This is a genomic window from Serratia sp. PL7 (assembly GCF_945957435.1).
On record NZ_CAMFLB010000006.1, the window covers coordinates 112,253 to 125,466 of the forward strand.

General features: G+C 52.0%; 7 protein-coding genes. 2 read left to right on the forward strand and 5 right to left on the reverse strand.

From position 1 onward, the window contains the following. Window positions 1-88: 88 nt before the first annotated feature. Together N6G83_RS24890 and yieE are read right to left on the reverse strand one after the other, a co-directional pair. On the reverse strand, window positions 89-1,570 hold the full coding sequence (locus N6G83_RS24890; RefSeq protein ID WP_024528064.1) for an amino acid permease: 1,482 nt from the start codon (window positions 1,568-1,570) through the stop codon (window positions 89-91). A gap of 134 nt (window positions 1,571-1,704) precedes the next feature. Then, a complete protein-coding gene (yieE, locus tag N6G83_RS24895) occupies window positions 1,705-2,592 on the reverse strand; it encodes a DNA-binding transcriptional regulator YeiE (RefSeq protein ID WP_211135761.1) in 888 nt (295 codons plus the stop codon). Window positions 2,593-2,908: 316 nt separating this feature from the next. Here yieE and N6G83_RS24900 point away from each other — a divergent pair, with 316 nt between their 5' ends. After that, window positions 2,909-4,018 (forward strand): YeiH family protein, encoded by a 1,110-nt coding sequence (locus N6G83_RS24900; RefSeq protein WP_211135762.1) that lies wholly within the window; start codon window positions 2,909-2,911, stop codon window positions 4,016-4,018. A gap of 106 nt (window positions 4,019-4,124) precedes the next feature. Further along, window positions 4,125-4,964 (forward strand): deoxyribonuclease IV, encoded by an 840-nt coding sequence (gene nfo / locus N6G83_RS24905; protein WP_074028242.1) that lies wholly within the window; start codon window positions 4,125-4,127, stop codon window positions 4,962-4,964. A 77-nt stretch (window positions 4,965-5,041) separates the two neighbouring features. Here nfo and N6G83_RS24910 read toward each other — a convergent pair whose 3' ends face one another. From N6G83_RS24910 to N6G83_RS24920, 3 genes are read right to left on the reverse strand one after another with little or no spacing between them, the layout of a single operon-like run. Beyond that, window positions 5,042-5,407: a DUF596 domain-containing protein gene (locus N6G83_RS24910; RefSeq protein WP_161739727.1), complete on the reverse strand. Its 366-nt coding sequence runs from the start codon at window positions 5,405-5,407 to the stop codon at window positions 5,042-5,044. Between the two features lie 8 nt (window positions 5,408-5,415). After that, on the reverse strand, window positions 5,416-11,466 hold the full coding sequence (locus N6G83_RS24915; protein WP_211135763.1) for a DUF637 domain-containing protein: 6,051 nt from the start codon (window positions 11,464-11,466) through the stop codon (window positions 5,416-5,418). A 60-nt stretch (window positions 11,467-11,526) separates the two neighbouring features. Then, a complete protein-coding gene (locus N6G83_RS24920) occupies window positions 11,527-13,197 on the reverse strand; it encodes a ShlB/FhaC/HecB family hemolysin secretion/activation protein (RefSeq protein ID WP_260524042.1) in 1,671 nt (556 codons plus the stop codon). Between the last annotated feature and the right edge of the window lie 17 nt (window positions 13,198-13,214).

Below are 13,214 nucleotides of genomic sequence, written 5' to 3' on the forward strand. Positions count from 1 at the left end.
TGCGGCCCTTTTTTTGGTTAGCGTTTAACTGGGGGGGTTTTACGGGGAGATAACGCGGCGGTAACCCGCCGCGTCTAGAGCCAATCACTTACTTGTCAGGATTCCACTTCGGGAATTCCATTTCGCTGTACTTCACCACTTTGGTGCCGCGCGTCAGCTTATAACCGAACCAGATAATCAGGAACAGTGGAATACCGATGTAGGTCGCCGTCACGCCGTACCAGTCGATACGGTCCGCCAGGAAGGCCTGATAGTTCTGCCCCAGCGTGATGATCAAGCACAGCACGAAGGCAAACATTGGCCCCAACGGGAAGAAACCGGACTGATACGGCAGATCGCTCAGGCTATTCCCTTGCATCACATAGCCGCGGCGGAAACGGTAGTGGCTGATGGCGATCCCCAACCAGGCGATAAAGCCGGTCATGCCCGAGGTATTGAGCAGCCACAGATAAACGGACTGATTACCAAACATCGAGCTAAGGAAGCACAGCGCCGCCACGACGGTGGTGGCATACAGCGCATTACGCGGCACACCGCCTTTTGACAGCTTGGCGAAAATGCGTGGTGCCTTGCCTTCCGAAGCCAGCGTGAACAGCATACGGGTTGAGGCATACATCCCGGAGTTACCCGCAGAGAGTACCGCCGTCAGGATCACCGCGTTCATCACCGCCGCCGCAGACAGCAGGCCAGCATGTTCGAATACCAACGTGAACGGACTGACGCTGATGTCTTTTACGTCATTGCGTAACAGGCTTGGATCGGTATAAGGAATGATCAGGCTGATGATCAGGATCGCGAAGATATAGAACAGCAGAATACGCCAGAACACCTGACGCACTGCACGTGGAATGTTCTTGCCCGGATCTTCCGACTCGCCCGCCGCGATACCGATCAGCTCGGTGCCCTGGAACGAGAAGCCGACGATCATCGCCACGCCAATCATGGCCGAGAAGCCACCGGCAAACGGCGCATCACCGATCGTCCAGTTATGCCAACCGGCATTTTCACCGCCCTTCAGGATACCGAAAATCATCAGTACGCCAAGGCCGATAAAGATAATTACCGTGCTCACCTTGATCAGCGAGAACCAGTATTCCGCTTCACCGAAGCCTTTGACCGAGATGTAGTTAAGCAAGAACATCAGGCCAAGGAACAGGGCGCTCCAGATCCAGCCCGGCGTGTCTGGGAACCAGTAGTTCATCACCAGCTGTGACGCCACCAGGTCGACCGCAATGGTCACCGCCCAGTTGTACCAGTAGTTCCAGCCCAGCGCAAAGCCGAAGCCCTCTTCAACATACTTGGCGCCATAGGTGGAAAACGATCCTGAAACCGGCATAAACGCCGCCAGCTCACCCAGGCTGGTCATCAGGAAATACACCATCAGACCAATCAATGCATAGGAGAGTAACGCGCCGCCTGGGCCTGCCTGGGAAACCGTTGCGCCAGAGGCAACAAACAGGCCGGTACCGATGGAACCGCCAATGGCAATCATGGTTAAATGCCGCGCTTTCAGCTCGCGGCGTAATCCGGGTGCTTGCTGCCCCGCTGTTTTTATATCCTGCTGAGCCATTCTTACCCTATCTGCTCGTCAAAAATGAGGGCCGGATTGTAACAAATACCCGCCAGCGAACTAGTAACATTGCCCTGATATAAGATAGCTTCATAATCCGCGGCCAATTATTAGCAGCGGTCCTAATGATGACTTTATGCCACCTTGAGCGGCTGTTGCCCAACGCAATAACTCAAGAAACGCTGTAGCGCATTGGAAATGTGTTTTTGCCGGTGATGGATCAGATACAGCGTGCGCATCAATGGCGGCAGAGGGATACTCAGTTCCACCAAGGCTCCGCTAGCCAGCTGTTCTTCCACAACGCGACGTGACAGGCAACTGATGCCGATACCATGGCGGACCGCGTGCTTGATCGCTTCCGAGTTGCCCAACTCCATCACCAACTGGAAGTTTGGCAGGTGCGCCAGTAGCAAATGATCCAGCACTTCCCGCGTGCCAGACCCCCGCTCCCGCAGGATCCAAGGGGCACTGGCCAGCGTTGCGAGAGTCACCGGTTGCCGTAGCAATGGGTTATCCGGCGCGGCAAACACCACCAGCTCATCTTCAAGCCACGGCTGGGTGACCAACTCAGGCATGTGGCACGGCCCTTCGATCAGCCCCAGATCGACACGAAAATCGGCTACCGCAACAATCACCTCCTGGCTATTCCCCACATTCAATTCCAACGGAGTAGCAGGAAAATCTTTGCGATAGTGGGCAATCATCTCTGGCAGCATATAGTTGCCGATGGTGCTGCTGGCGGCGATACGTAACGCGCCGCTGTCATGCAGGAACAGCTGTTCAATTTCCCCAGCCTGTTCCAGCAGAGCCAGTGCTTTGGGATATAGCAAGCGGCCATGTTCGTTGATCACCAGGCGTTTACCCACGCGATCGAACAACAACACCTTCAGTTGTCCTTCCAGATCGGCCAGCGCCGCGCTGACCGCCGATTGTGATAAAGCCAATACCACTGAGGCCTGAGTGGTGGATCCGCTTTTCAGCACCTCGGTAAAAACTTCCAGTTGGCGCAAAGTGATATGCATAACAGCCTCGACATAAAGAGAATGGTTATACCCGCGTCTTTCAAGCTGCCGCGTTGTTACCTGCGCTTGAAATCCATAGGGTAAAGACAAAACCATTTAAATTAAAACACCAAAAAAACAGTCACACGGCGTCGGTAAGCTCACCGCCCTGCCTTATAAGGTTATCACGTTTACAGGATTAGGCTTGGCGACGTAGCCGAACCGTCCAGGCGATAAACCACTTATTCAGATAGGTTATAAATATATAATCAATTTCTCTTTTAGGTCACCTGCTTTTATCATTGCACTCAGGAATTTAGCAGAGGACAGAATAATCATGGCGAGTCACAGCACTCAACCCTATCCCGAACAGCGTTTTCCCCTGTTTGGACTACCCCGGTTGATACCAGGCTTACTGCTGACCGGCGCGCTGACCGCGTTTTCGGTCTGGGCGGGCGATGTACCCTGGATTGCCGGGTTGGGATTAGGCGCTCTAACGCTGGCGATCCTGTTCGGCATCCTGGTTGGCAACACTCTTTATCCCTGGTTGCAGCCTAGCTGCCACACCGGCGTACAGTTGGCCAAACAGCGGCTGCTGCGCCTGGGGATCATTCTTTATGGCTTTCGTTTAACCTTCCAGCAAATTGCCGACGTGGGGGCCAGCGGGATCATTATCGATGCCCTGACCCTGAGCAGCACTTTCTTGCTGGCCTGCTGGTTGGGTAAAAAAGTGTTCGGCCTCGATAGCCAAACCACCATGCTGATCGGTGCCGGTAGCAGCATCTGCGGAGCCGCAGCCGTAATGGCCACCGAGCCGGTGCTGAAGGCGGACTCCAGCAAGGTTGCCGTCGCAGTCTCTACCGTAGTGGTGTTTGGTACGCTGGCGATCTTTGCCTATCCGTGGCTGTATCAACTGAATGAGCACTTCCAATGGCTGCCGTTGACGCAGGAAACCTTCGGCATCTACGCAGGTTCGACAATCCATGAAGTGGCTCAGGTGGTTGCTGCTGGCCATGCCATCGGCCCGGATGCGGAAAACGCGGCGGTGATCGCCAAGATGATCCGCGTCATGATGCTGGCCCCGTTCCTGCTGTTGCTGTCTGGCTATATCAGCCGCCGGGCCGGTAGCGGCAGCGGCAGCGGCAGCGGCAGCGGCAGCGGCAGCAAGAGTGAAAAATCGGCCATCACCATTCCGTGGTTCGCCGTATTGTTCATCGCCGTTGCCGGGCTGAACTCGTTCAACCTGATCCCGGCCACGCTGGTACAGCATCTGATCACCATCGACACCTGGATGCTGGCCATGGCAATGGCCGCCTTAGGGCTGACCACCCACATTAGCGCGGTACGTCAGGCTGGTGTGAAACCCATCTTGCTGGCGACGCTGCTGTTCGTCTGGCTGATCGTTGGCGGCGGTGCAATCAACCTGTTGGTGCAGCACCTGTTGTGATCCCCCCTCTTCAGGCCCGAGCTTTCGGGCCTGCTTGTTTTACCCCCGCCATTCAATCCTTCGCTTATCAATGCCATAATGGCAGCGTTAACACAGGAGAATGAAAATGAAGTTTGTCGGTGCACACGTCAGCGCTTCTGGCGGCGTAGATCAGGCCGTGATCCGCGCACACGAATTAGAGGCGACCGCATTCGCCCTGTTCACTAAAAATCAGCGTCAATGGAAGGCCGCCCCGCTGCCTGCCGACGTGATAGACAAGTTTAAAAGTGCCTGCGCACAGTACGGCTTCGGCCCAGGGCAGATCCTGCCGCACGACAGCTATCTGATTAACCTCGGCCATCCGGTAACGGACGCGCTGGAGAAGTCCCGCGAGGCATTTCTTGATGAGATGCAACGCTGCGAGCAACTGGGGCTGACGCTGCTGAACTTCCACCCGGGCAGCCACCTGATGCAGATCGATGAGGATAAATGCCTGGCAAGGATCGCCGAGTCAATCAACATCGTGCTGGATAAAACCCAGGGCGTCACCGCCGTGATCGAGAATACCGCCGGGCAAGGCAGCAATCTAGGGTTCAAGTTTGAACATCTGGCGGCGATCATCGACGGTGTAGAAGACAAGAGCCGCGTCGGCGTCTGTATTGATACCTGCCACGCTTTCGCCGCCGGTTACGATCTGCGTAGCGAAGAGGACTGTCAGAAGACGTTTAAAGAGCTGGGTGACGTGGTGGGCTTTAACTACCTGCGCGGTATGCATCTTAACGATGCCAAGAGCGAGTTTGGCAGCCGCGTTGACCGCCACCACAGCCTGGGTGAAGGCAATATCGGTAAGACCGTGTTCAGCTATATCATGCGCGACCCGCGCTTTGATAATATCCCGCTGATCCTGGAGACGGTGAACCCGGATATCTGGGCAGAGGAGATTGCCTGGCTGAAAGCGCAGCAGTAATCAACAACTTGTGCTTGTTTAAGATGCCCCTAGCACTGGCTTGGGGCATTAGATAGATTTTTAGGAGGGAGAACAGATTACGTCCAGTCCAGATAGCCATTCTCATGTACCCAGACAATGCCAGCAGGACATTTTTCTGTTAGAAACCAAAACCCATCGAAAGCACCATCCTCCATTTCCTCCTGGTTTTTGGGGAAAGCATCGCGATACAATGCAATTTGTTCCTCAACAGTTCCCTGCAAAAAATTTCCGCGAGACGCTAATTTTATCTTCCCTTCTTGTATGAGACGTTGAAGAAGCGCCAAAAAATACGCTTTCTTCTCTTCATATGATAGTGCCTCTCTACCGAAATTATCGGGGCTCATTGCTGACCATACAGTCCCAATTGATGACCCCTCTAATTCCTCGCTAAACAACTTGAACTCTTCATCGCTATATAGCATCGATAACCTCATCGGAATTTAATTTCTGTTCTTTTTTTTACTTTACCATTGCCCCTAAAGGCATCTAATTGTTGATTACCGATTATATCAATTGTCCAGCGAGCTTTGGTTTCCTCTTGGCTATTTGAATAATTCCGCAAGTTGATCGTTGCCCCATCAACTTTTGCATAGTAGACGGTACCTAAGGAGGTTTTTCTTTCTGTAAGTGCTAGGTGACCAGCCAACGACTGTGCATAGTTGAAGATCTCTTGCTCAGTCATCTTCTCGGTAGAGAACACCTTCACATTCCCTGGCTTGTTACTGCCCCCTTCACCAAGCACCTGTTCAAACTGCTTCCCGAACACATTCAGCTTACTATCCGCCTGTTTAGGATCAAATACCTTAATCAGTTGGTCTGTATTGATTTTCTGGATATCTCGCAGATAATCCACAGTCTTAGCCGACAGATTTGCACCAGTCGCCGTCTCACCCTTGATAAAATCCGCAACAGGTTGTGTATTAAAGCTCTTGGTTTTATACAGTTCATCGGAGGTCTTAACTAGCTGTTGTGCTAGTTTCTTTGTGCTACTCTCAGATTTCCCAAGGATAAGCGTGCTGCCGGTAGTTACTGCACCAACCCCAATGATGGCCTCTGGAGAAACAATATCTGCCGCAAAAATACCGGCCTGATTCAGACAAAGCGCGGGATTGGTTTTACAACTGGCAATAGCCAGACGAGCAGCCAATACCAATTCAGGTGCAGCACCAATCAATGTCATGCCACCAGCGGAAAGTGCCAAACCACCTCCACCGACAACAGCAACCGCCACAGCAGCCTCACGGCGCGCGACAACTCGCTTGGCGGCATCATTATCGCCTTTGTCCGCTGCCAGAATATCCCGCTGATTATCTAGAGCATATTGATACAACATATGTTCGGTCATGTTATATCGGTACACGCTCTGGGCGCTATCTGCAGCACTATACGCCCCCTCAGGCGTATGTGTCGTAAGGGCACCGGTCAAAGCCCCAATGACCCGTACCGTTTGCTCCTTCGTCTCGTTACCTTGTAGGGCTTCCTGCAAGCGCAGCAGTTGGCGTTCTTTCTCATTGAGATTAGACGGTTCGAACAAGGTGCTTTGCATCATCACCCCAGCCAGCTCCGCCGCCAATGCCCCGGCAGCAGCACCTTTACCGTCACCACGCCCAATCTCGGCCGCAACTCCCGCTACCACCGCATGACTCAATACCTTGCCAGGAACCCCCAGCACCTGCCCATTATCACCAATCAGATTAGCTCCTTCAGCATTCAACTGACCGCCGAGATTTGCCAACAGGGCGTTGCTCAGGTTATCTCGGAAACTACCTCCGTTAATCGTCGTGTTTAGACTGGAACTGATAATCGATTGGCCTGCTACGCGCTGCGTTACCTTGCTCCAATCACCATTGCTGAGCTGAGGCAACTTCACGTCCTTGGGATTAAGTGGCTTACCTGCCGCATCCTTATTCCATCCTGTTACACTATCAAAACCGTTCAGCGCGCCTCCAATTGCCATAGCGGTTGCAGTAGCCTTAACTGCGTCACTGTTACCCAACGCCTTCAACGTGTTCGACAGGTTGCCCTGATTCTCTACCAGCACAACGGCAGCCTGCGACGCTAGCGAAGACATTCCGGCGGTCACAACACCGCTAGTTACGGCCCCACCGCCTACTGCTGTAGCCGTGCTGCTGGCAGCGGTTGCAACTAATGAGCTACCCGCTGTCACTGCCGCTGCTGCAATAGCAATCACCGCCGCCACGGCCGGATTTAGTTTCTGACTCTTATAATCCCAGTGATCATAGGCATCCTTTACTACTCTCCATTGCACATCGTTACGCTTGTTGAGATTTTTTACCCAGGTCGTTCCCGACGTATTCCCCAGCGCATCGATGGCACTTTGCAATACCTGTCCATTCTTCGCCTTCACATCGGCACTGATACTATTGGCTGCATCAACCACCAATTTTCCACCAGTATGAATTTGCGGCAGTACCCATTTGCCTTCGGAGTAACCTTTATCAGCCTGTTTGACAAAGAACCCCTTGGATAGGGAAACAGTTTGTTCAAAAGTGGTATCTTTGACCGCCCGGAAATTGATTGCGCCCCGAGTACTTGTCAAGCGGGCGTTATTTCCAGCGGCTATTTTGCTCGCTTCATAAGTACTATCGTCTCGGCTCAGCAGATTGATATTGCCGCCAGCGATAAACTCGGTGACCTTATTGGTGACGTCATGACGTGTTTGCGTCACCTCTTTCTTGGTGATACATAGACTCCATTTATTACATTTTTCCTTTTTGTCTTCGTAGTGATTCGACTCTTCCATGGCTTGCGCATACAGATAACCTCCTTGCGCCGCTATATCTAGAGTGCCAGTACGAACAGCTAACTCCCGATTACGTGCATCCTCCTGTGCCTTGCGTTGTTTTTCCGCATCATATTGACGTTGTTTTTCAGTCCGCGCAGCATTCAGGCGGTTTTCAGCAACACTCTTTTCTCTTGCAGGCTGTTCCAAACGTTGCTGAGCCTGGTTGAACGTGTTTTGTGCCGTGTTAACCGCATTTTTGGCACTATTTACCACATTCTGCCGGTCAATTAGGCGCTGGCGTATCTTGTCATATTCCGCCACAGTGGCTTCTTTTATCGCATTGGCAACTTTGACACCGTCAGGGGTGGGAGCCCAAGCCTCTCCCCATTGCAAGACATTATTGACAAAGGCCCTTCCGCCTTCCCGCAACAGCCGATCTAGATGATCTTTATTGTCAATGCGAGCCAATGCATCAAAATGAACGCCTCCACCACTGTAACTTGGCACCGCAACGAAACGGGCTGTTGACGAGGTTATGGGATGCGCGCCGACATCAAATAGTGACAACGTATCCGGATGTTGCTGCGCAGCGCCTAGTTCACGTTTACGAGCACCAAGCTGCCCCTCTGCCTGCGCTTTATTCTGCTGCGCCTCGTCAAATCTCTGGCGGGATGCCTGAAACTGTCGCTCGGCCGCTGCCAATGCGGCATCCACACCGGATAGATTCGCCGCAGGCGCTACCGGGCCAGTTTGCCCTTTAGACTGTAACCGGGTCGCCTGGAACAAAATGCTGCCACGGGAAATTATCGTAAGCAGGCCACCAGCAATCAGTTCACTACCCTGCTGAATCAATTGTTCCGTGTAGCCACCGGAATGCACACGGTGAGTCTTGTTCTCCACCGCCTCGAAGCGAATATCGCCGCCAGAGGTCAGCGTCATATTGCCACCCGAGGTCAACTTGGCACCGTAAGCCAACAGTTGATTATTTGCCGCCGCCGTCAGGTTTTTTCCTGCATGAAGAGTGGTGATCAGTTGGCGATCGTTCTTGTTGTTATCATTAGCCGCATCAACGACGGAGTACCCCAGTGCAGACAACCATAGGTTTTGCCCCGCAAGCAGAGTGATATTACCATTGGCGGCTAACGTTGCCCCCTGGGTACCGAGATCGCGTGCTGTATTGATCAATAAATTACCACCAGCCTGTATCTGGCTACCCAGCTCAGGCGTACGTGAAGCGGGGAATAAAGCATTAAATTGTTTCCCCAATACACGGTAATTAAGATCGGCGTTATGACCAGCCAGTAAGGTGATATCCTTTCCGGCTTTAATATGGGTGCCGCGTAATGCCAGATAGCCGCCACTGTTGAGCAACACCGAGCCGGTAGCGTTCATTTGTCCGGCATTCAACATCTGGTTAAACTGCACCTGCCGTTTCTCAGCAGAAAGATGTTCTCCTACTCTCTCGTTATCCAACGCCCCATCATTTCTTTCGAACGAGATGCCAGCGCTGGCCGTCATGGCAATATTGTTGCTTTGTGGGGCCATATAGATGTTGCGTAAAGAGATGCTTTTGCCCGCGTTCAACGTCAAGTCGCCCGAGGCGTTTAACTGGCTTAGCCAGCGAGAACCATCGCTGCCGAAATAACGTTGAGTCGGCGATGTGTGAACCTTGACGTTGCCGTTTCGGCTGGTCAGGGTAATGTTTTTCCCTTTCAGGTAGCCTTGGTGGGCATCCAACTCATTAACCGCCAAAACGGATAGACTATTACCCGCCGTCAGTTCTGCGCCGTCGGTATAAAATAGATCATCAGCAATAACAGTTAAATCGTCATGTGCACTAATTTTATCTGTGCTGATAATTTGATTGGCGTGCAACAGAATATTTTTCGCAGCTAGCGTATCTGTTCGCCCTAATCCGATAATTTCATTGACACTCCCCTCCAGCGGTGACGATGTGTCAAAATGTATTTTATCTTTAAAATCCGCCGTCAAATTATTACCCGCGGTAATTGATGAGTTCTGATACCCCGTTATTTTCCACATCAGAATCTCCTGCCGTTTATTATATGGCGCTTTTTCATTAACATATAATAAATTCCAGTTTCCAGGTGGCGCATCTTCATCGCTGGAAAAACCGCCGACGCCAAAAGTGGTAGACGCCAATCGCCAATAAAGATCCTTTTGCCCCAACTGTTCCCCTTTAACTGAGAAGCTGTTCCCGGTCAGTATCATATCTTTAGCGGCTTTAATCGTGGATTGGTCATTCCATAATGTAGTGGCATTAATATAAGCATTACTGCCAGAACTGATCATTGCGGGAGCTTGTGATTGGGTTATCACATATTCATCCCGTTTGACATTGACCTTATCGCTTTTTGAAAGATTGATTTCCCCGAACCAACTGCCAAAACCAAAGTCTTTCAATTCTGGTTCCAGCCGTATAAGAGCATCTACACCGTTGCGTGTGTCGTAGTAACTACCCACGAAAGATTTATTAAACGCCTTGGAATTGCCAGGAATATTCCGCCACTCCGCGCCCACCGAATTGCGCACGTTATTGAGTCTGTCCGCCCGAATAACCAGATCGCCACTATTGGTCTGAATACGTGCAGAGCGGTTATCCACCAGTTTAGCCTTGTTGCCCTGCACGTCTTTCTGTATCCACAGATTCTTGTTACTGTGCAGTGCAGCCTTGTGACCGACGTTGCTTACTGAGTCGGCAAAGATCCGCATATCACGATGCGCTGTCACATTGCCGCTATTACTTAATGCGGTCGCCGCCAGCGTCATATCGCGTTCAGCACGCACACTTGCGTTAGCAGGAATAGCGACCTCACTAGCGCTGACGTTCAGATCCGTTTGCGCGTGCACGCTACCCAACACAATCTTTCCATTGGCGTTAAGTGTAATATCACGCTGCGAGCTGTTGATATTGTTAAGATTGACCCCAATACCAGTCTCGTTAGCAACCAAACGGATCCGGTTAGCATACATGCCACCCAATGCTTTGGTATCGACCGCTAACTGAGGCTTGGGCCCTTCGTTGTTGATCGGTTTGATGGTGCCATCCTTGATGCTGATTCGGTTAGCGCCTTGGATTAACGACAGATTTTGGGCGTTGATTTTACCGTTCAACTCGGTGGCGCGGCTGATGATGTCGACATAGTCGGCCGAATTACCATCCAGCCCCTTGCCGCCGATAGTTATAGCGCCTTTTTTTACCTCTAACGCCTCTAATGCTCCCCGCTGGTCAAACTGTGGTTTACCTGTAGTCAAGGTGACGCCAGGGGTGTTAATAAACCCACAGCCATCACAACTGATGCCATTAGGGTTGGCAATTATCACGTTAGCTTTATTGCCGAAAATTTCCAGCTTGCCCTGTAGCTCTGAGCGGCTACCACCAGTGACTTCGTTAACGATCAGATGGGCGGCATTGCCGTTTAAATTGCCGTTGGCGCTTAACTCTCCCGCCAACTGCGACTTGCCAGCCTGAGTTGCGTTATTCAGCACAACGCCGGGTGTACCGACGTTGAAGTCTTTGTAGCTATTGTGCGAAATGCCCGCCTCATTGGGTGTGGCAATATCTACGACCGGCACATTACCCTGCCGCACTTGAGTCTGATTATTTGTAGTATTGATCCCAGCACCAAATGCCGGATGCAATGGCTGTAGGGCGGTCAGATAAATCAGTAGGTAACTGGCTCCCCGAGCCAGCGGGTGATTGAGTTTATCCATATTCTGTCCCTCGAAAAGATATTGGTTTCAGGCCCTTTCCCGGCCTCGGTTGTGTTGGCGCTATAACGTAACGGTGGCTTGCCAATAGGCCACCCAACGATCCGGTTGCAAGCTTTCCGGGTATCTTAACGGTTTGCCAAAAGTGAACGACTGGCCGAACCAGCGGCTGTTTATTACCGCCCCCACCGCCGCACCGGTGACATTTCCCCCGTCGATTCTCCCTGCCCGGCCTTGAACCCAACCTGAATCCAGTGCACCAATAAGGGTGAGGTCTCCCAACCCCAGCCGCCAACTAAGCTCATTACGCCAATAGGCTCCGCGGTTACCGGTCAGGTATTGCTCTCTGAAGCCACGCACCGAATATTGCCCGCCAACGGAAATACGCTCACTGGAATACAGGTTGTCCGGGGTGGTTTGACCATAGGCTGAAGCTAGGTAAGACAAGGAAGAAACCAGAGGATGAAAATAGCTAGTGCTGAGACTGAATTTACGGAATTTGCTGCGCGGCAGGTCACGGTGTTGCGGATCGTCCGCCGTCGCTCCTAACATAGACAAACCGTGACTGATAGTGGGATTGAACGTCAGATAGCCCTGTCCCAAAACCGCACTGTAATTGCCGCCAAAGCTCAGTGAACTGATTGTTGGACTACTTACGGCCAATCGTTCCCCCGCCAACCGATTTTCCGTACGCCGCCGGGTCAGCCCTATATCTATGCCGAACTTACGCGTACCATCACGAAACAGCGTTCGGTTGGCGCTCAATCGATGAGTCTGACTATCTCCCTGATAGCGGTAAGTCGCTTGGTTGAACGGTATCGCCTGAAAAAAATCACTCCAGGCATAGTAATAACCGACTTGCCAGTAGCCGTAAGGCAGACTCATGCTACCACTGAAGCTGCGACTACGGTGGTTATGGTTGAAATGGCTATTGCGCGCGACGGAAAATGCCCACTGGTCGCCAAAGCGTAAAGGATTATCCAGCGTCACCCCCACATTCATCTGGCCGGTGCCCGTACTTTTTTGGCCGCTGTTATCGGCCCCTAAAGAGAGACTCAGCGGCAAGCGCTTGGAAACTCGCAGCAATACAACGTTTGAATATCCGGGACGTAAATCGGGTTGGATATCAATATTCACCTGCTGCGAAGGCAAGCGATTGAGCTGTTCCATGCCTTGCTCAATATCCCGCAGGTTTAATACCCTGTCGATCAGGCCCGCAAACGCCATTTTCAGCGCCAGCGTCTCTTTCCCATCAAGGGTTATGGAACCAATCCGCCCTTCGCTAACGCTGATGATCAGCACACCGCTAGAAATATCCTGGGCTTTCAGGTAGGCCTGAGAGGTCACAAAACCACGTTGCAGATAAGCATTGGTCGTTTCACGTACCAATTGGTTGATATTGGCCAACGTCAGGCAGCGCCCTCGAAAGGGGAAGACAAGTTGTTCCTGCACTGACCATGAAAGGCTGCCAACTCCCTGTAAAATGATCTGGTGAACTTTTTGGCAGGCCTCCCCTGACAGATCTGGCGTCGGAGAAGAAAGTGTAGGCAACGAAACTTGGTTTTCTAATGCTTCACGCTGTTGCTGTGCCTGCTCCAACATCCCCCTTTGCCGTTGAATGATGCTATCGCGGTCAGCCGGGCTAAATTCTGCTGCCTGACTGTAATGAGCCATCCCACCGCAGGAGGATGCAATAAATACTAAAGATGAGACCCATCGCTTCCATGCAAACATTTTAATATATCCATTTA

Excerpts from the sequence above, each read along its gene's own strand:
- N6G83_RS24890 (WP_024528064.1), bottom strand. The coding sequence starts at position 1,570 with ATGGCTCAGCAGGATATAAAAACAGCGGGGCAGCAAGCACCCGGATTA.
- yieE (WP_211135761.1), bottom strand. The coding sequence starts at position 2,592 with ATGCATATCACTTTGCGCCAACTGGAAGTTTTTACCGAGGTGCTGAAA.
- N6G83_RS24900 (WP_211135762.1), top strand. The coding sequence starts at position 2,909 with ATGGCGAGTCACAGCACTCAACCCTATCCCGAACAGCGTTTTCCCCTG.
- nfo (WP_074028242.1), top strand. The coding sequence starts at position 4,125 with ATGAAGTTTGTCGGTGCACACGTCAGCGCTTCTGGCGGCGTAGATCAG.
- N6G83_RS24910 (WP_161739727.1), bottom strand. The coding sequence starts at position 5,407 with ATGCTATATAGCGATGAAGAGTTCAAGTTGTTTAGCGAGGAATTAGAG.
- N6G83_RS24915 (WP_211135763.1), bottom strand. The coding sequence starts at position 11,466 with ATGGATAAACTCAATCACCCGCTGGCTCGGGGAGCCAGTTACCTACTG.
- N6G83_RS24920 (WP_260524042.1), bottom strand. The coding sequence starts at position 13,197 with ATGTTTGCATGGAAGCGATGGGTCTCATCTTTAGTATTTATTGCATCC.